This window comes from Flavobacterium flabelliforme, assembly GCF_017948675.1.
Classification (GTDB): Bacteria; Bacteroidota; Bacteroidia; order Flavobacteriales; family Flavobacteriaceae; genus Flavobacterium; species Flavobacterium pygoscelis.
This window is the reverse complement of sequence record NZ_JAGFBU010000008.1, coordinates 34,367-55,286: the sequence shown is the minus strand read 5'-3', so window position 1 is coordinate 55,286 and position 20,920 is coordinate 34,367. Positions and strand designations below refer to the sequence as shown.

The window sequence follows — 20,920 nt, the reverse complement described above, 5'->3', positions numbered from 1 at the left end:
AATATATGGAGCTTAGCGCAATTCTTTTATAAAATAAAATCTAGAAGTTTTTTTATTTGGTCTTTTTATAACGATCAATTCCTTCTCTTAACCATCCTTTGTATGCGTTGATATCCGAATTATAACTTTCTGGCTTATCAGAAAGCATATTGCCGTCATTGTCTAAAATAATATAATACGGTTGTGCATTTGCTTTGAATTTTGTGATTTGAAAATCACTCCATTTATTCCCTACACTTGTAATTTCTTTACCCGTTTCTTTAGATACATATTGCTCGTTTTGAGGCAATTCTTTTTTATCATCAACATACAAAGAAATCAATACCACTTCACCTTGTAATATTTTAAGAATATTAGTATCCGACCAAACGTAGTCTTCCATTTTTCTACAGTTTACACAAGCATAACCTGTAAAATCTAATAAAATAGGTTTGTTTACCGATTTTGCATAAGCGACTCCTTTGTCGTAATCATCAAAAGCGATTAAATCATGTGGTCCTAAATGTGCTCCATCAGGTAAAACTTGTGTTGATGCATTTGACCCTCCTTTTGAACCAGAAACGCCATAAGGGCTTTCGCTATAGGTCATTGGTGGTGGAAAACCAGAAATCACTTTTAACGGTGCTCCCCAAAGACCCGGAATTAAATAGATTGTAAAAGCAAGAACTACTAAACCAAATGATAATCTACCCACCGAAATGTGTGTCATTGGACTATCATGAGGTAATGTAATTTTTCCGAATAAATAAAATGCTAAAGTTCCAAATATTGCAATCCAAATGGCTAGAAAAACTTCTCTTTCTAAGAAATGCATTTGTAATACTAAATCCGCATTAGATAAAAATTTGAATGCCAAAGCCAATTCTAAAAATCCTAATACAACTTTAACGGTATTCAACCAACCACCCGATTTTGGCAATGAGTTTAACCAACCTGGGAACATCGCAAATAACATAAACGGTAAAGCTAAAGCTAATGAAAATCCAAACATACCAACAATTGGTGCAATTCCGCCTTTAGAAGCAGCTTCTACTAAAAGTGTTCCTACGATAGGGCCAGTACAAGAGAAAGATACAATTGCTAGCGCTAAAGCCATGAATAAAATACCAATCATTCCTCCTCTATCGGCTTGACTATCTACTTTATTTGCCCAAGAATTTGGCAACATTATTTCGAAAGCTCCCAAAAAGGAAGCCGCAAAAGTTACTAATATGATAAAGAAAATGATGTTAAACCAAACATTAGTAGACAGAGCATTTAGCGCATCAGCACCAAAAATACCAGTTACTACCAATCCTAATATTAAATATATCGCTATAATCGAAATTCCGTAAATAATAGCATTGCGAATTCCTTTTGCTTTTGTTTTACTTTGTTTTGTAAAAAAACTAACGGTCATCGGAATCATCGGAAATACACAAGGAGTAAGCAATGCAGCAAATCCAGATAGAAAAGCAATAAAGAAAATAGACCACAATCCTCTTTTCTCTGCGGGTTTATTATCATGCGGAACTACTTTTTCTGGTGCAACAGTATTCGTAGTTACTTCAGGCGAAGCTGATGTAGCATCTGTAGTTGTTGTATCTACTTTTGCAGCTTCAATATCAACTGGAAGCACAGTCTCTGAAGTCGCAATTGCTGAAGCTGGGATTTTGAACGTGAAGTTTTTTTCTATATTAATACAAACCTCTTTACAAACTTGGTAATTAAAATCGACTTTAACTTCAGTTAGTTTTGGGTTTGTAATTGAAATTTCTTGTCGCACTTGACCTTTCTTTTCAAAAAAGGTTTCATTAACTTCAAATATATCATTATAAGCAGTTCTCGTTTTGCTTTCTATTGCTTTACCTACTAAATTAAAATTTCCTTTTTGATTTTTAAAAGTAATCTCTAAAGGAAGTGGTCCACCGTCTGGAGTGGTTTGTGAATACAAATGCCAATCGTTTTCTATAACGGCATCAAATATTAAAATATAATTCGTTTCTGATTTTTTTTCAATTTTAGTAGTCCATTTGGCTGGATCTAAAATCTGAGAATTTCCTTCGGCAAAAGCCAAAAAAGCGATAAGTATAAATAATAATTTCTTCATTAGTCTAATTGTATTTTAAGTATATTCTTTGTTGTATTATCAATTTTAAAGCGTTCATCTTGACGAAGACCTATTATCCAAACGATAGTATTATTGGAACATAAAAGCCAAGTATTTTCTTTTTCTAACAATGATAATTTTTCATCTTTAAAAAACTTACTTATCTTTTTTGATTTTCCATTCATACCTAAAGGTTGAAATTGATCTCCTTCGTTCCAACGACGTAAAACCAATGGATACTCTAATTTATCAGAATCGACAAATATAGTTGTATTTGAAGCGATACTAATATCGGTTGCTACCGAAAAGGAAATATTTAAGGGAATATTAACTTCTTTTTGATCTTGATTGATAAAATATTCTTGTTTTTCATTTGAAAAATCCAAAGGACTCAAGATTAAACTTTCTCTATCTTTTAGCAATCGATAATTAGCCGATAGCACAAATTTACCGGACTGACTTTCTACTAAATCATAAATATCATTCCATGCTGTAAATCCAAATTCATTTAACCATTGGTACAAATACGATTTGTAATTGGGTAATTTCATTAATTGTTTTAAATCAAAACTAATATTTTCATCTTCTTGAACTGCCACTTGTTGGTAAATCATAATAGCAGCATCATCTACCATATCTTGGGCTTCTTGCAAATAACTTTGTGTTTTATGAAAGGACAATAAAAAATTAGGATTTAATTCCTTTAACAGCGGAACAAGATGGTGTCGAATTTTATTTCGAACATATTTATCAGAAGCGTTGCTGCTATCCTCTCTCCATTTAATAGCATTTAGTCGCGCATATTCTTCTATATCGTGTTGACTAAAGGCCAAAAGCGGACGAACTACATTTTCATTTTGTTCTGGAATACCCGTTAATCCATCTAAACCCGTACCGCGAGATAAATTAATCAGAAAGGTTTCTAGATTATCATCCGCGTGATGTGCTGTTACAATATAATCGTACTGTTCTGTTTCCAGTAATTCATAAAACCAATTGTATCGCAATTCTCGAGCAGCCACTTGTGTAGAAAGTTTATAATCGGCTGCAAAAGCTTTCGTGTCAAATTGAGTAATATATACCGGAATACCATTTGCATCAGCGTAATCCTGAATGAATTTTTGATCCTCAAAACTCTCTACGCCACGCAATTGAAAATTACAGTGTGCAATACCTATTTTATAATCCAATTGCTCCAATAAATGCAACATAACCATGCTATCTATTCCGCCACTTGTAGCAAGAAGCAACTTTTTATTACTTAAAAACTTAAATCTATCTAGCAGATGATTTTGGAACTTTTGTAGCATTTCAAATTTAATTAATTTGTATTTATAGACTCCATTACCTCACGCATTGCTTTTGCTTTAAGCAAACATTCCTCATATTCTTTTTCAGGAAAAGACTGCGAAGTAATCGCACTACCTACTGAAAAAGACACATATTTTTTTTCTTGATTGTACAAAATACTGCGAATAACCACATTAAAATCGAAGTCGCCACTTGGCGTGAAATAACCTACCGCTCCACTGTACAAACCTCGTTTTGTTTCTTCGAGTTCTTCAATAATTTTCATGGCTTCTATCTTGGGTGCTCCTGTCATACTTCCCATTGGAAAACTAGTTTTAATTACATCGATAGCAGCATATTGCGCATCTAATTTTGAAGTAATCGTAGTAATCATTTGGTGTACTTGCAAGAAAGAATAAATACCACACAACTCTTTTACCTCAACGCTTCCTTTTTGTGCCGTTTTAGATAAATCATTCCGTACAAGATCAGTAATCATGATATTTTCTGAGCGTTCTTTAGGATCTAAAGCCAAATCACTTTTTGATTTCTCATCGGCTATTGGATCTAAAAAACGTTTTGAGGTTCCTTTTATAGGTTGCGAAATTATATTTTCGCCCTCTTTTCTTAAATAACGTTCTGGTGTTGCAGAAAGTAAAAAATGCTTGTTATTTTTAAAAAAAACAGCCAATGGTGGTTGTGATATGGCATTTAGTGTACTAAACTTTTCAAACGGATTAATTATGGCATTATCGGCAAAGAATTCCATGCAAAAATTAGCTTCGTAAATATCTCCACGATGAATGTGCTCAAGCACTTTTGTAACTTTTTCGAGATAATTCTCTTTAGAAATTCGTTGTTGAATACTTATTTTTGATGCTAATTCTTCTCGAGCAATTTCAGTTTCTATTATTTCTTTAAAATCTGTTTCTACCTCATCATCACAGCAATTTAGGTATTGTATTTCTAGTTGATTTCCTTTTAGTAAAAACAACTTCTTAGGTTGAAAGAAAAACAAATCAGGAAAATCTAATCCATCAAAGTTTTTGGAAACCAAAGACTCGGTATTATTTTTTAAATCATACGATAAATACCCAAAAAGCCAATCTCTGGTTGTTTGCTGGTATTGTTTTAAATCTTCGAAAGCATTATGATAATCGGTTTTTATAGAAGTAAATGCATCCAAAGCAACCAGACAATCATAACTAGAATAGTCTTGTGGATAATCATTGCTATCCAAATAAATGATTTCTCGAAATTGTTGCGACCAAAATAAAAGCTGTTGCTTGAACAATTTTGGATTTTGGATAGACTTATGGATTAAAGTTCTCAAAAATAGTTGTGTTTAAAATTCAAAAATACAATAAAAAATAACCTTCAATAATAGATTTCGCTATTAGGTTCGTGTATTTTTGATAAATCAATTAAAAAGGTTCTTCTTCAACAGTTTTGAAAATTACTTTTTATTAAATATTATCAATCACTTCTTTCATTAATTGAACACTTTTCAATTTATGATCATGGTTATAAATGGGGCTTGTAATCATTAATTCATCTACTTGAGTGTAATTTATAAATTGTTTCAGCTCTGCCTCCACTTTGTTTTTACTTCCTATAAACGAACAAGCTGTCATTTGGTTGACATGAAAATGCTCTTCCTCAGACATAATTCCATCTAAAGTATTTACTGGTGGTTGCAATGGTTTTCTGTCATTGCGAATTAAATTTAGAAACATTTGAGTTAAACTCGTAGACAAACGCGCAGCCTCTACATCAGTATCCGCAACAACTGCATTAATGCAAGCCATCGTTTTAGGTTGTTCTAAATATTTTGAAGGTTCAAAATTATCACGATAAAACTGGAATGCTTGATGCATTTGTTTAGGAGCAAAATGCCCTGCAAAAGCATACGGCAAACCTTTGGATGCAGCCAAAGCCGCACTATCCATGCTAGAACCTAGAATCCAAATCGGAACATTAGTGCCTTCTGCAGGAAAGGCTCTCACATTAGCGTCAGCATTATTCTCTGAGAAAAATTCCTGAAGCGCTGCAACATTTTGGGGAAAGCGCTGTGATTGCTCATAAAAATCTTTCCTAATGGCTTGTGCAGTTAATCCATCGGTTCCAGGAGCTCTACCTAAACCTAAGTCGATGCGATTAGGATATAATATTTCTAAAGTTCCAAATTGTTCAGCAATAATTAAAGGTGCGTGGTTGGGTAACATAATCCCACCGGAACCCACTCGAATGTTTTTAGTTTGACCGGCAATGTAACCAATAAGAATTACAGTTGCAGTGCTGGCCACATGAGCCATATTGTGGTGCTCTGCCAACCAAAATCTTTTGTATCCGAGTTCATCTGCAAGTTGTGCAAGTGCTCTTGTTTTTTCAAAGGTATCTTTAGCGTTACTATCTTGTGTAATAATGGCTAACTCTAGTATAGAAATTGGTATATTCTTTTTCATAAATTGCTATTTAATGGTTCTGTGCGTAAACTATAATCTATTTACTATTTTAAGTAATAAATCAATACTGAAGTTATGCATTTCTTTCCCATTTTAGAATGGAGTACAAAATTAAGCTTTTCGTTTCAGCCCAAAAATTATCAGATGTTAAGAGATTTGTAATGTTTAGGAATTGAATTATTAACTACATTTAAAACCATAAAAAAACCTGCAGGTTTTAAGTGCAGGTTTGCTATTTTATTTTTATAAAATCTTATTTACCATCTACATAATCTTGTAAATAACTAAATCTTGGTGTTAGTTTTCCTTTTTCGGTAACCTTGGCTCTGCTTAAAATACCATCTTTATCATCATTAAAAAAAGCAGGAATAACGTGTTCTAGAAACATTTCCCCAAATCCTTCACTAGCATCTTTTGGCAATTCACATGGCAAATTATCTACCGCCATCACTACAATTGCCGCTGGATGAAAAACATCAACCTCTTTATTCTCATCTGCAAGATAACCATACAAAGGTTCAGCGATTGTTGATGATCTTAAAGTACAAGCAATTGGACCATTAACATCACAAGAAATATCTGCAACTACTTTTATTTTACAATCAATTGCTTTTAGCATTTCTCGCGTAAGTATCACAGGCGCATCATTGCCATAAAAATGTCCGGTAAGATAGATATCAGATACTTTTGTGAATCTTTCGAAATCTGAAATATATTCTGTGGGATTTTGATAAAAATCTGTAAAGTCTAAAACTTGCCCATCCTTGCGTTTATTATAATCTAAAACATCAATTTGAGTATAAACTGCTTGTGTGTAGTTTTTTGTTAAGTAATTCTCAACAGAAACTTCTTTGATTTTTATAGCGTCTAAAACTTCTTTTGCACCATTTCCGACTTTTCCAGTACCAGTAATTACAAATTTTAAAGGAGGTAGAATTACTCGTTTTAAATGACTAATAAGTGCTTCTTTACCAGCAAGTGTTTCTGCTTTTGGCAATTTAAATAATTCAAATTTTATTCCAAAAGCTCTGATTCCATTATAAGCGCCTACTATTCCTGCATATCTTCCAAAACCGATTAACCTACGATTTTCTGCATCTACTATTGTTTCATAATCATACAAATCGATATTTTTTTCTAAAATAGCTTGCAATAATTTTCTATTGTAAGGCTGTTTCTTAATCGTGTGTGAAAAGAAGAAATACGATTTATTTGGAATTAAATTTTCAACAGGAACTTCCTTTACCCCAAATAAGATATCGCAATCACTAACATCATCAGTCATTTCAATACCTAATTTTTCATACTCAGCATCTTCAAAAATTCTAATATCAGAACGTTCCACTGTTGCAGATAAACTTGGATAGTTTTGCTTTAAAAGCGTTAACTCATTAGGTGAAAATATAACTCTTCTGTCCGGTGGACTTTTTCTTTCTTTTAGAATTCCGAATTTCATAAACATTAAAGGCTTTAAAATTAACTAAATATAACTTTACAGTAAACATTTGTTACAAATATAACAATTTAAAGTAAATTGAATTTATTTTTCAAATAAAATTAGTGGTTTGTAAATTACTATCGACTGATGTACAAAATGATACAAAAATAACGTTTGATATTTACTAATAAAATAGTGTTAAGGTTTAAAAAAACAATGAATCAAAAGACATTGATTCTATATATTTGCCTTTCTAGCACTACAGAAATGAATTTTATAAAAAAAACAAATATACTACATATATCCTTGCTCTTTTTGGTTTTAAGTTCTTGCGCCCAAGAGAAAAAGAAAGTTGAGTTAAGTGATGGCGAACTTCCTAAGAGTACCATGCCTAAAATGAAGCCTTTAACAGAAGCTGAAGATAAACTCACTCCAGAATACATTACTTTAAAAAAACAAGAAATAGACTCTTTTTATAACAAGAATTGGCCAAACAATAGTGCCAATGGAAGTTTTTTAGTAGCTAAAAATGGTCAAATTATTTATGAAAAATATGAAGGTTATGCTAATTTTAGAGACAAAACATTAATTACTAAATCAACACCATTACACCTAGCGTCTGTTAGTAAGGTAATTACTGCAGCTGCAGTTTTAAAATTAATTAATGCAAAAAAAATAGAATTAGATCAAAAAGTAAATACCATATTAAAAGAATTTCCTTATCCAGAAGTAACGATCAAAACACTATTAAATCACAGAAGTGGAATGCGCAATTACGCCTATTTTACAGACAGAGATAAAACGGTTTGGGATAGACACAATATATTGACAAATCAAGATATCTTAACCATTATGGCTACTAAAAATATTGGTCTTGAGTTTAAAACAGATACTCGTTTTAGTTATTGTAATACCAACTATGCCATGTTGGCATTAATTATAGAAAAAATCACCAAGCTATCATATGAAAGGGCTATGAATCAAATAATTTTTGAGCCATTACATATGAAGAATACTTATGTATTTGATTATGCAAGAGACAAAGATTCAGCTGTTACCTCATACAAAGGCAACAAAGTAGAAATAGGGAAAGATTATTTAGATGCTGTTTATGGAGATAAAAACATCTACTCTACACCAAGAGATTTATTAAAGTTTGATAGAGCAAGAAATAGTCCTGGTTTTCTAACTCCTGAATTAACTGCAATGGTTTATAAACCGTACAGTAATGAGCGAAAAGGAACTAAAAACTATGGTCTTGGAATTAGAATGGTTAATTGGGAAACGGGACAAAATTTTTATTTTCACAACGGATGGTGGCACGGAAATACATCCTCTTACATTACCTTACAAAAAGAAGGAGTTACTATTATAGCACTATCAAACAAATTCACTAGAAAAACATATGATGTTCGAAAATTAGCCCCGTTATTTGGCGATTATCCTTTTAAATTAAAAGACGAATAAAATAGGAATGATTTTTGCAAACTAGTTGAAATATTTATACCAGAAATTAGAGTTTAAAATTGTATATTTGCCAACTCAAAATTCAAGTTATAGATTTTGAAAAACAAAAGGGGTCGACTGGTTTTGACAGCAAGTCGAATTGATCAGTAAGCACGTCGAGCATTGAGACCTTGCTCGTAAATATAAGATCTTATCATTTTACACGGCGAAAATAACTACGCTTTAGCTGCATAATCCGAATTATAGTAAGATTAAGCCACGTTCCTATCAGATAGGAAAGCTGGATTCTCCTTGAAAGCCTTGGTTTGTGGCGGTCAATTTAGGGGAACCGTAAAAATAAACCTAGATTTCCATGAGCTTCGGGTGGATTTCGAAATTAAGAAGATAAGTAGCGTGTGGCTGTTTCTGGCCTAGCACACTATCGAAAACTCAATCAGGAAATAAACGTGTAGAAAGCTTTTTAGTTGCTTGTTTGGACCCGAGTTCGATTCTCGGCGACTCCACAAAACCCTTATAAAATTATTTTTTATAGGGGTTTCTAAATAAAAAAAATAATTTATTTATAATACATTTTAAAATTATTTTAGTTGGGATATTAGTAAATAAATATTTTAAAAAAATAGATTAGAAGTTTATGTAAAAATTTATTTTTCATCAATTAACATTATCAATAACTAAATTTAATATTAGCTTAATTAAAAAAAGTAATGTTAAAAAAATTAAATCCATTAGAGTATATTTTCCTGATAAAAAAGAAAATTTGAGGATAAAATAAAATCTTAGTTTTACTCTTATTAACTCTTTTAATAAGATAATTTAAAATAGCAATAAGTAAATTTAATCTTTAATCAATACTAAATCATATGAATATATGTTATTTTAGTGAAAAGTATTGTATTTGATAATGAATTTTAATAGTCATTTTTCTATTCAAGAAAGAAATTCATAATTTTAATTTCTAAATTTTATTGCTTTCTGTCCTAAACATTCATTATAAATTTCATTAAAACTATTATTGTACTTTAAAATTCAAAGACACTTTTTACAATACTCGTGATACCTTAACTTTTTATCTAAATTTGGTTTAAAATCTGTTTAAAGCTTTTCTCTCAAATTTTTAATAATCTTCTTACAATAATTATTTTAAATATATTAATAATATACATGTAATGTATAGTCTAAAAGCAAAAAATCCTATGAACGAGAATAATGAATATTAAAAATTTGATTAAGAAATTTATTAAGATTTATTATAGAAAGAAAGGTTACACATAATAGCCATTTGCCAAGATTGTGGAGTAGCTGTAATTAGTTTTTTTAATTACAGTTACGTAAAGCAGAAAATAGACGACTTCATAATCCCCAACCTTGATAAACACCAGGACGAAATAAGCCCAAAAACCATCTTAAATATTGACTCCTTCAGCATCATTTACCGATAAAAAGGTCAAAAATTTACTTTTAAATATCAATTTTCAAACTTTAAACTTATTATGGGTAATTTAAATGGGATGAAATATTAATATGATAAATGTTGAAACGTCTCCTTAAATCTGTAATAATTTCATAAAACACTCCTTTTCGGCTTAACAAAAATTTTGGAATAAATTTTAAAGTTCTATAACCACATAAATGATTAATAAATATAATATGAAAAATAATTTACAAGCTTATAATAAATTTATTTTTACAAATTTATATGAGTTGTTTGTGAATAAATAAATTTAGCATACTATGTTTTTAAATGATTAAATCTATTTTATGATAATAAAGATTTATCTAAACTTATTATTGTTTCTAAATTTATAATTATAATCGGTTATCTTTTTACCACCCGGTAATTGATACTGCATAGTTATTTCGTAATCACCGTATCTCATAAATAGATAGTTGTTTTTAAGAAAAAATTGAGCTATTTCAAAGCTGTTTTGAATCCCATTAATATAGTCATTTATTATTTGATTGTTTAAATCAATCCAATCTAATTTGTAAACCATAGACATATTATACTTAAAAGGAAAATTACTTTTAGTCCAAGATTGGTTTATTTCATTTTCAATACTTGTCATATAATATGCATTTAGAGGTATTGCTTTTGATGGAATCACTCCTAAATCATCTGTATCTCTATCTTTGATAGAATAAATATTATTTATAGGGTAGTTTTTATATAAATAAGGATAAATATCTTTTAAATAATAATCATCATTTAATTTTGATTTAGCTGTAACAATAGGTTTATTATCACTATGAGTAACTCCTTGAAGTTCAGCCAGATCAAAAGCTTCTTGACTGGAAATGGTATTAGTCAGATAAATTACATCTGAGTATAGTACTCCAAAATTATAACCTTGAGTATTTATAGAATTCATTTTCGATGTAAACGTTTTGTATTTACTCGTGCTAAATGAATACGATAATCGTTCAATGGTTCCGTCTTCTTTTGAAAGAACGTCTGCCTGATTTTCTTTAATTTGAATATCATTTTCGTCATTAGTAATTGTGTTAACTTTTGAAGTTATTGTATTATTTTTATTTTCTGCTAATTGTTTTAAACTACTAAAAATACTAAGGCCATATTTTTTTTCTTGACTGATATTTGGTAATTCATAATAAACTTCGTTTGAAATTTTATCATAGTTAAACGCAGTCTTTTTTGAATTAGTAGAACCTTCTTCAATTAACTTAACATTAGTTTCCCAATTTTTATCATCAAATAAATAATCTTGACCACGAGTTAACTGAATATATCCTTTTGGATATTCTTCCTCTAAAAAGTATTTCTGATCCACAACAGGATAAGAATATTGAATGTTACTAAGAGGAATATAGCTAGGTGCACCTCCAGTAGTAAAAGATCTTTCTTCTAATTCTTTAGCAATTTGACCATCAACTTTTATAGGTTGAAACACCCCATTTACCATTTTTTGAAAACTAACTTCAACCTGCACTTTAAATTGTTTATTAGGAGGTAATATATCTGATGAGACAAAATTCACTTTATCTTTAGTTGAATTCCATTTTAAAATACCAGGAATTTCAACTGTTCCGTCTAAAACTTTAAAACGTTCTAAAATCACTTTGTAAGTAACATCGCCTTGATCCTCAGGAATTACAAATGCTTCATTTACTTTCGTAGAAAACACTGCTTGCGGTATTAGAAAAACATCAGCATCAATTGCATTTTGTTTAGGAGTTAAATCTGTGATTAATTTAATTCCTCCCAATGGTGATGAATTTTCAAAAATACATTCCTCACCAATTTCAAATCTAAAGCGAAATTTTCCCTTTATTAAACCTCCTAAAACATTCATATTACCTCCTACGTAACCACGCATCCATACTGGGTTTGGTAATTTAGCTTGCAATAAAACGGCTGCTGCACCAGATATAATTGGAATTTTAAATTTCAAAAAAGATAATTTTACTCTGATACCTAATTCTCCTTGTAAATAGGCATATGCTTGTCCGTTAGCATACCAACCATTTAAACCTACTTTATCTCCTGTATTTGAACATCTAGCTTCTTGATAGTCTTTTAGCATAATGTCAAATCCCATTCCTGCTTGAAAACGTGCATAAAAAAGTAAAAAACTTAAATCACCTGTATTAAAATCCAAAGAAGACCCAAATGCAAAACCTCCTCCATTTGCTAATTGATTCTCATCTCGCATATAATTTAATTCTTTAGCATCAACTCCTAAAATATTTGCTACTACTGCTGGAGGAGGTGGGCTTCCAGGTAATAGCGTACCAACCATAAAATAAGAAGATGTTTCTCTATACATTCCAGCAATTCCTATTTTTAAACCACATCTATCATCGGGTGTTCCCATGTACATATACCAATCTTTAGGATCTTTATGAAAAACTCCCCAAACTGCTCTTCCACCTGGTCCTGTTCCTGATAAGAAATTGCCTGGCGTATTAATATAAACATCTGTAGTTGCATGTATCGAATTGTTCTGAAAATCAAATTCTATGGCCGCTGCTAATCTAATACCTACTGCGGCTGATAAATCTCCAGGAATACCTTCTTTAGCTTTGGGTATGTACTTACTAGCAAAAGACCCTTCTAAATCACTATCTTTCACATCCATAAAACTTTTTTTAGCAGTTACATCAGAAACTACCTTTTGCATTAAACCCCCAATATTCTTTACTCCTGCTATTGAAGCCATCACATTAGCTTTACCAAAGATGGCTAATCTATTTACTCCACCTTTTGAATTAAAAGCTATTTCAAATCCAGCCTCACCATCACAGATTGCTTCAGAGCCAATATTGAAAAAAACTAAAGCTTTTAATCCTAAACTAGATTTTTCATCAGGTCTGTAACTCAAACCTGATGGGGAAAAATCTCCAATTGCAATATCTGGATTTCTCTGCATTTTGTAATAGGCACCACCCCCAAAACCAGTGATCATAAATGGTGCACCAGCAGGAGGACTAAGCTTTAAAGACGCATCAAAATACCAATATCTAAAAGTAGTTCGACCAAAGATGGCTTTTGATGAAACTTTTACTGCTGCAGAAATTTCTACTTCCAAATCAGCATTAAAACCATCACCGTAAATGGGATCTTTTTCCATCAAGATTAAGTTCCCTTTCATCTTCATCCCACTAAAATCAGAGTTAATAGCAATAGCTGATAAATCTAAACCATCATATTTACTCCTTTGCCTAAAACCATCATCAAACATTTTCCCTTTTATACCGATACGAGCTGTTGCTCCTGCTCCTACCGAGGTATCCATTAAGTTAATCCCTAAATCAAAATCAATACGAGAATCTTCTCCAGAAACTGCCACATTAATATTACCTATCGAAACTGGAAAATTCCCAAAGGCGACCGTACCTTTGTAACCCATGTTTCGAACAGAAATAATAGGAGAAACTGTTTGTAACTGTAAATTTTCAAAAGAAATTCCCTTAAAATCAATAGTTTGTTTCCCTTCTACTACTTTATCATCTGTAGCTCCCTTATTGGTTCCAAAGGAAATTGTACCATTTAAATTTGCTTTAGGTAAGAATTTCCCATTTGCCAATGTTAATTGAATGGAACTATTGGGTAGTAATAATGCTTTTGCTTTCCATATATCAAATGAAATAGAATCTTTTGTCACAACAACTAATTGTTGCTCCTTCATAGAGATAAAACCATTGTAATATAGACCAGCTCTATTTGTTTCTGGGGTTTTGACTACAGTTGATGATGCTAATGGAGTTAATGTCGATGTTGCTGCTGCTGGAGTTGATGTATTTCCCTTTTTTTCTGGAGCTACTTTATTTATAGGTAATAGTATTTGTCCCCTTAAATTAGCCTTTATAAAAGTATTTGCCGCAATAGTTACGTCAATATGATCTAATGAATAAGCCCAAGCTTTCTCTTTACTAGTAATACCTTTATCTAATGGAAAAACATTGTCCGCATAAAAAGTTCCTGATACACCAAATTTATCGATAACAAGATTTTTAGCTCCCACGTGAATTCTTTCATTTTTTGAAGCAGTATCTGCAGTTTGAAATTCCTTAGGTAAGCCAACATCAAATGCCTTTACGAAGACTCCTTTCCAAGACTCTTCAACAGGTACTAAAAGTGAATTTTCAGTATAATATTCAGGAAAAATTACCGAAGGATCATTCTTTAAATCACTTAAATCGAGTACTGCATCACTTACTAAAAACTGAAAATTGCCTTCAAAATCTTTGCCATTACGTTTATCCTTTAAAACAAAAGGCTGTAAACTTACATTCACTAAAATATCATTCCAACTACTTGCAGTAAAAACAAACTCTCCTCTTACTCTATTAGGAATTTGCTTTGTTTTACCATTATAAAATGTCTTAGTTATATTGGTTTGTCCTTCGTTTACTGTTTTACTTATAGGGTCAATTGGTAGGATTAAATCTCTAGAAAACTCAACTGCACCAGAGATTTTCATTTCTTTAAAACCATCACAGTCAATTTTCACATAAGTCAAATCATCAATATTACCGGTTGCCATATCAAAACCACCATATAAAGATAATTGCCATTTATTATCGCTAAAAGGAACGTCAACATTACCTAATAATACTAATTTCGCTTCACCAATAATACCTCCTGAATGTGATAATTTAATGTTATCAGCTCCAAAAAATAATTGCATTGGCTGACCCTTTTTATTTTTTTGCGGAATATCTACCCTGCAAAAAACAGTCAAAATAGTATACTCAGCTGAAAAAATAGCTTTTGTAATTCCAATAGAATACTGAACATTATTTACTGTATTACGAACTCCAATAGGCAACTCTACTAAATCTTGATTTGAAAACTTATCTATCCATCTATCAGCAGCTTGTATCTTTTCAATGGCACTAGAGGCGGCTCCAACTTCTTTTGGAATATCCTCTTGTCCATAAAAGAAAGCAATATTAAAAAGGATAAATAATATTGATAAATGTATTCTAGAAAATTTTTTCATAAGCATGAGCTTTATTGTTTGTGAAGTTTAGTATCTGCTATACTTCTCTAAATATATTATTGAATGCAATATTCTAAGTGATAATTCAAGAATTTACCGTTTTTTTTTAATTATATCTCAAAAATTTAAATTCAACTTCATCATCTTTAACATTCTGAGTTGCTAGAGTATGATAAAAGGGAATTAATTTAATTTTTAATTCTTCAATTATTTCGATCTCTGTCTTCTTCTCTTTTATTAATTTAAAGAATGTGCTCAGTTCTAATTCATTAAAATTAGAAAGATTTTCATTTAAATGAATTTCGTCAACACTTGTTACTACAAGCCCTGATAGCTCCTTTAACATCCATCTATGTACTAATAGAGGAGCTAACTTTTTATTTTTTCTATCCACTAATTTTAAATAGGAGTTATAGCTCACTTTATTCGTTACATCATTTTCAGCCACACCATGCATTTTATGTTTATTAACAGCACCTAAAGCAATGACATACCCGTTTTCAAAAATTTCATCTTTACGTATCATTTCTTTTTGCAAGCTTTTTAAAGTTTTAAAAATGTATTCATTATAGCTATCTAAAATGCTATTATTTGCATCATACTCTTTTAAATAAATAATTGCTTTATCTTTGAAACTTTTATCATCAGGTGTTAAAGATGTTAATAATAGCAAATGAGCTAGCACTTCAAAATCCTCTTTAGGCATAGGTCGCAACGCTTCTTGCAACGTTGTTAATTGTTTTAAAATATCATTACGAGTACCCTCATAAGTATGTTCTTGATAACTGATTTTCATAATAGGATCTGCTACTATCTTGTCTTTTTTATCTCTTTGCCTTATCTCGGGTAACTTTAACTTATCGATAGTGTAAGCATAATTAAAATTAGCCGTTAGATCATTACTTTTTGCAGCAGTTGAACTACTTCTGAATAAAGAAATAACACTCATATTAAAACTATGTTTCTTGAATAGTAAATAACTACTATTCGCTTTTAGGCCGAAAACTGAACTGTAATTACCGTCTCCTTGAGAATTATTATATAGTAAGCCTAAGTTTACATTAAGTTGGTCTTTTAATAACTTTTTTGAAGCACCCACTGATGCCCCAGCCGAAGAGTTATTAGCAATGCCTACTTGGTTATTGGTATAATTTAAGGAGCTATTTAAACTAATTTTAACAACCATGAAATTTATAGAATGAGCTAAATTATAATTTTGTATTGTACTAGCTTGGCCCCTTCTTATAATTCCACCTTGCTCATTTACTTGTCCTGCAATACTATAGTTTAAATTTAAGTTTTGATTCTTTCTTTGTCCAAATATATAAGAAACATTCATATTTGCATTTTGAGATAATTGCCTGTAATTTAAAGTATCAGCAGGCACAACATTAGGATTATTAATTAAGTCAAACTGATTTAACTTTTTATTAGTATAAGTAGAAAAATTAGAGTAGCTACCAGTAAAATTGATTTTATCATTAACCGCATAATTCATATTAATCGACCCTACAACACGTTTTGTCATTTGCTTTTTAGTATTAGATAAATCATCTTTTTGAAAACCTAAACTACTAGAAACATTAATTTTATTTTGATAAAAAGGTCGTGAGAAACGCAACGAAATATTTTCTAAATCATTATTAAAATATAATGCTCCTAAAGTGTTGTAATTAGGATCAACTCTTTCGTACGTTAAACCTACTTTACTTTTTTGTATACTATAATCAAAATTTAAATTTAAAGCATTTAAAAAACTGGTACTCTCTTTAGCTCCAAATATTTTATCTTTAAAGCCTCCTCCCGAAATTTTTGTAGCTCTAGTATCATCTGTAAGAACGGATAGCGCATATTCAACATTAAAATTCAAATTTTTCACTAAAGAACTGCTAAAAATAAAACTATTTACAAAATTCTCTTTTGGTGTAACTCCTTTATCTTTATTCAAAAAGCCAAGAGAATTGTTATTATCCTTGGCATAAAAGCCTATCCATCCTACTTTATATTTTTCTTTTTCAAACCCTATTTTAGCTCCATAACCATAACGCTGGTAAACTGGCACACCGCCTAATGCTTCGTCCTCAGAAACTGCTTTTAAGAATTGCCCTCCCATTAAACTTATTTTAAAAGGACTTTGAGGGGTAAGCTCTAACCCCAATCCCTTAAATGGAAAACCACTTAAAGTATAGGGTGAAAAAGTCATACTTGCATTTCCAATATAAGCTTTTACCCATTTGTATTTTGGCATGATGCTTAACCTATTAAAATCAAATGGCGCTGCATAACCCAATTTATCTCCTTGATTTGTTACACTATAAAATAGCGGAATATTAAAACTAAAAGCACTAATATTAATATTTCCTGAAAGTAAATAAGTAAAAGGGTCACGTGAATTTTGTTCACTAGAGTGATAATACATTCCATTTGCATTTACCGTACCTGTAACTTTAAACTTTGGCTTGTAAAAATGTTCTAAATCTATAGCTTGAGCATAAATTTTATTAACCTTACTACAAAATACAATAACAAACAACCAAAACAGACTTTTCAAACTAACTCCTTTCATGTATTGTTAGTAAATTATTGCTTTTGTATTTTTATATCAATCAAAATGTAAGAACTAGTTCCGTTTTTCACCATATCTTTTATTTTAATAGCCCCTTTTTTACCTTCTTGTGTTTTAAACAAAATAATTCTTGGATAGATTAAACCAAATTCTTGATAACCACCCGCAGTATATTCTATATTTAAAGATTTTAAAGGAGTATCATTTACCATTGCATCAAATTGACTTTCAGTAAAGTTTAAACCGCAATTACAACGACTTTGATAATTAACAAAAATTGTATTTTGAGCATTTTTAAGAGTCAAAAACCCATTGCTACTTACTTGATCTGGTGAAATAAATTTGTTATAAGTAAAATTGCTATTTAAACCCTGAAATACAATATCAATCAAATTACTATTGTCATTTGTGATCTCATTAGCCTTATAAACCGTTCTAGTAATTGTAGAAAACATAGCACCAATAGTATTGTTATTATGTGCTGCATTTGTACCTAACTTAATATTTGTAAAAACACGAAGGTTAGTATTTGCCTTTACATCTATAATGCGGTTGAAAACTTGGCTTGTTTTATCATTGAACGCTTCTAGACTTATTTCATGGCTTCCAGGAGTTGTAAAAACTACTGTAGGATTTTCATCTATAGAGGTCGCTGGTAATCCGTTTTGAAAGCTCCATTTATAATGTGTAGCACTAATTGATGAATTAGTCAAAATTATCTTTACCGGAGCTTCATAATCATCATCCTCAGTTGCTGGTTCGTATGTAAACATACTCACCAAATAGGGGCTTACCTTGATAGTTTGAATCTGGGTTTCGTTCTCAAAACCATTAGATACTGTTAAACTAATCTTGTGATCACCCGGACTAGTAAAAATAACATTAGGAGGTGTTTTACCTATAAATTTTGCAGGTGTTCCTCCTTGAAAATCCCAGCTGTAAAGGAATCCTTCACCAACGGTGTTATTTGTTACTACAACTTCAACCGGTGAATAATTACTTTTTAGCACTTCATTAGAAAATTGAATTTTGATACCGTCTTTAACAACAATTGTTTTTGTAAATACTTTCGTTTCGCCATCAACATTCGTCGCTGTTAATTTTATAAAATAAGTACCCACTTTTTCATATAAAATTTCTCCAGGATCTTTAGAAGATGATGTGCTAGGACTACCTCCTTCAAAGGTCCATTCATAGGTATCTGCTCCAGTAATTTTATTAATGATCAATAGGTTTACAGGAACTGATTCATCGCCTCGAACAAATGAGGCTATAAAATCACCTTCAATAACTATTGCCGTTTCTTGATAACAAGCCGTAAAAACAATTAATACTAATACAAGTAAAGTTTTTTTCATTCTAATTTATTTAAAACATTGCAAATTAAAACTTGCAATGTTTTTATAGCTTCTTAATTATTTTTATGGTGCCCTAAAGTATAACCATTACCTACTAATACCCTTACAATATTCATAGGGGTAATATCCTTACTCATTTGATATCCTGTAGGGTTGCCTCTATTATCAAATTCAGCTTTAAATACTTTATTGTCATAAGTAATAAGCTCTTGATTTAGCAACTTATCATAACCCGACACCATGGCTCCTCTTGCAAACCATCTTGCAATTACATAATTATCTAAATCCAATATTTCATACATTAAACTACCATTGGTTGCAGGAGAAGTCATCTTTACAAACCCAATCCTTTTATCATTTGGGTCTTGATTTTGTGCTTTGACACTGTAGATCACGCCACTGTCATCAATTCGTATTTGATAAGCAGCAACTACAGCTTTTAATTGATCATCTGCGGCTTTATTGCCCAACAGCATTGCTGAAACACCTGATGGTTCTCCATTAATAAAGTTTTCAATATTACTTTGATTGAGCCCATCTACACTTAATAAGTTATGCTCTATCAATGCGGCAATTAAACTTTTTTCATTGTTAAATGGATTAAACTTACCTAAGGTAAAAGCAATTTCATTGAACTTAGCTGTAGATTCATTTCTTAATTCAATCCATGGAATGGCTGCAGGATCAGCTACTTTTTTAAATTCTGCAATGATGGTATAGCTTCTATCGAGAGTGGTGTACTTAAAAACAGGTTTTTTGCCCTCTGCATACGCAACCGTTTTACCATCGAGGGTAACGGCTCCTTTATCAATTTTAATTTTTTGTGCAAAAGCACTTAAACTCATTACTACAGCCACTGCTGTTACTATTACTTTTTTCATGTTTTATTTATTTGTAAAATTTTTATTGTGTTTTTATTGTGTTTTTATTTCTTGTCAATTTGCTAAAGACTGCTTTTTTACTATTTAAAAAAACCAGTAAAAACATCAACCCAATCTACAACTGTTGCAGTTATAAAATGTGCCTTCTTTTGATCTCGTATTACATAGCCTTCTTTGGTCATATTTTATTTTAATTATTTTAGTTATACAATTAAATCTTGATTTTCGCAATGGCTGATAGCAGTGGGCGCAAAGTCGGAGACATTTGCGCAGCGAGCAGACTATTAATTAAGTCTTTGCGGAGCTGGAGAACCTCACAAAGTAAGCTCCTTTTTTTTCTCCAAATTTATATTTTGTACTCATTTAATTAATATTGTGTTTACTTTGTGGGCACGAGCAAGACGCTCGCGCTAGCATACGCCTAGCATACGCTCAAGCCAGCAAGGGTTAATTTATAACTTTATACCCAAAGTCTTCATCCAAGATAAATAACCATCATCAATAGAACTATTTTTATTGACGAAAGGGTTTTCATAATTAAAATTTAACTCCATTTTTTTTGTCTTAAGCGAATAAATAATTTTTATTTCAAAAGGCATATCTCTGTTATATTCATTAAATAAATTTTCTATTTTCTCAATCTCAGTTATAGTTTCATTGTTTAATAATTCCTGCCTATCATCTACGACTACAAACTGGGATTTTATGTCTGAAATTTTATGTTTTTCAAAAGGTATTTCATTATATAGGAATACATGTTCTGAAGTTTTTATTCTGCCCAGCAATATATATATATATATTGCATCAAGTTCATCAAAATTATAAATGTAGTCCCATGCAATTTCAATTACATTTTTTATACATTTTTGTAACTTTATATCAAATTCGCTTTGATTCAT

The 20,920-nt window shown here is 30.9% G+C and carries 11 protein-coding genes and 1 other RNA gene; 2 read left to right on the top strand and 10 right to left on the bottom strand.

Features of this window, described 5'->3' with window-relative positions:
- Window positions 1–52: 52 nt before the first annotated feature.
- The 5 genes from J3S90_RS14920 to J3S90_RS14900 all read right to left on the bottom strand — a co-directional run bounded on the left by J3S90_RS14920 (window position 53) and on the right by J3S90_RS14900 (window position 7,300).
- Window positions 53–2,089, bottom strand: a complete 2,037-nt coding sequence (locus J3S90_RS14920; RefSeq protein ID WP_210646849.1) for a protein-disulfide reductase DsbD family protein — start codon at window positions 2,087–2,089, stop codon at window positions 53–55.
- Window positions 2,089–3,399 (bottom strand): tRNA lysidine(34) synthetase TilS, encoded by a 1,311-nt coding sequence (tilS, locus tag J3S90_RS14915; RefSeq protein WP_210646848.1) that lies wholly within the window; start codon window positions 3,397–3,399, stop codon window positions 2,089–2,091. Before tilS ends, J3S90_RS14920 begins: the two co-directional genes overlap by 1 nt.
- An 11-nt stretch (window positions 3,400–3,410) precedes the next feature.
- On the bottom strand, window positions 3,411–4,712 hold the full coding sequence (locus J3S90_RS14910) for an anthranilate synthase component I family protein (protein ID WP_210646847.1): 1,302 nt from the start codon (window positions 4,710–4,712) through the stop codon (window positions 3,411–3,413).
- Window positions 4,713–4,845: 133 nt separating this feature from the next.
- A complete protein-coding gene (locus J3S90_RS14905; RefSeq protein ID WP_210646846.1) occupies window positions 4,846–5,844 on the bottom strand; it encodes an LLM class flavin-dependent oxidoreductase in 999 nt (332 codons plus the stop codon).
- Between the two features lie 253 nt (window positions 5,845–6,097).
- Window positions 6,098–7,300 carry an NAD(P)-dependent oxidoreductase gene (locus tag J3S90_RS14900; RefSeq protein ID WP_210646845.1) on the bottom strand — a complete coding sequence of 401 codons (1,203 nt, stop codon included), beginning with the start codon at window positions 7,298–7,300 and terminating at the stop codon, window positions 6,098–6,100.
- Window positions 7,301–7,498: 198 nt separating this feature from the next.
- Between J3S90_RS14900 and J3S90_RS14895 the strand changes: the two genes are divergently transcribed.
- Window positions 7,499–8,749, top strand: a complete 1,251-nt coding sequence (locus J3S90_RS14895) for a serine hydrolase domain-containing protein (RefSeq protein ID WP_236023981.1) — start codon at window positions 7,499–7,501, stop codon at window positions 8,747–8,749.
- 109 nt (window positions 8,750–8,858) lie between these two features.
- Window positions 8,859–9,255: a transfer-messenger RNA gene (ssrA, locus tag J3S90_RS14890) on the top strand.
- Window positions 9,256–10,524: 1,269 nt separating this feature from the next.
- Here the strand turns inward: ssrA and J3S90_RS14885 are convergent.
- The 5 genes from J3S90_RS14885 to J3S90_RS14860 all read right to left on the bottom strand — a co-directional run bounded on the left by J3S90_RS14885 (window position 10,525) and on the right by J3S90_RS14860 (window position 20,920).
- Complete coding sequence (locus J3S90_RS14885; RefSeq protein ID WP_236023980.1) at window positions 10,525–15,216, bottom strand: hypothetical protein; 4,692 nt, start codon at window positions 15,214–15,216, stop codon at window positions 10,525–10,527.
- A 106-nt stretch (window positions 15,217–15,322) separates the two neighbouring features.
- Window positions 15,323–17,782: a TonB-dependent receptor gene (locus J3S90_RS14880; RefSeq protein ID WP_210646844.1), complete on the bottom strand. Its 2,460-nt coding sequence runs from the start codon at window positions 17,780–17,782 to the stop codon at window positions 15,323–15,325.
- Window positions 17,783–17,796: 14 nt separating this feature from the next.
- Entirely contained in the window at window positions 17,797–19,140 is a 1,344-nt protein-coding gene (locus J3S90_RS14875) for a PKD domain-containing protein (RefSeq protein ID WP_210646843.1), read from the bottom strand.
- A gap of 53 nt (window positions 19,141–19,193) precedes the next feature.
- Window positions 19,194–19,997 (bottom strand): hypothetical protein, encoded by an 804-nt coding sequence (locus J3S90_RS14870; RefSeq protein WP_210646842.1) that lies wholly within the window; start codon window positions 19,995–19,997, stop codon window positions 19,194–19,196.
- Window positions 19,998–20,473: 476 nt separating this feature from the next.
- Entirely contained in the window at window positions 20,474–20,920 is a 447-nt protein-coding gene (locus J3S90_RS14860; protein ID WP_210646841.1) for a hypothetical protein, read from the bottom strand.

Excerpts from the sequence above, each read along its gene's own strand:
- J3S90_RS14920 (WP_210646849.1), bottom strand. The coding sequence starts at position 2,089 with ATGAAGAAATTATTATTTATACTTATCGCTTTTTTGGCTTTTGCCGAA.
- tilS (WP_210646848.1), bottom strand. The coding sequence starts at position 3,399 with ATGCTACAAAAGTTCCAAAATCATCTGCTAGATAGATTTAAGTTTTTA.
- J3S90_RS14905 (WP_210646846.1), bottom strand. The coding sequence starts at position 5,844 with ATGAAAAAGAATATACCAATTTCTATACTAGAGTTAGCCATTATTACA.
- J3S90_RS14900 (WP_210646845.1), bottom strand. The coding sequence starts at position 7,300 with ATGAAATTCGGAATTCTAAAAGAAAGAAAAAGTCCACCGGACAGAAGA.
- J3S90_RS14895 (WP_236023981.1), top strand. The coding sequence starts at position 7,499 with ATGAATCAAAAGACATTGATTCTATATATTTGCCTTTCTAGCACTACA.
- J3S90_RS14885 (WP_236023980.1), bottom strand. The coding sequence starts at position 15,216 with ATGAAAAAATTTTCTAGAATACATTTATCAATATTATTTATCCTTTTT.
- J3S90_RS14880 (WP_210646844.1), bottom strand. The coding sequence starts at position 17,782 with ATGAAAGGAGTTAGTTTGAAAAGTCTGTTTTGGTTGTTTGTTATTGTA.
- J3S90_RS14875 (WP_210646843.1), bottom strand. The coding sequence starts at position 19,140 with ATGAAAAAAACTTTACTTGTATTAGTATTAATTGTTTTTACGGCTTGT.
- J3S90_RS14860 (WP_210646841.1), bottom strand. The coding sequence starts at position 20,920 with ATGAATCAAAGCGAATTTGATATAAAGTTACAAAAATGTATAAAAAAT.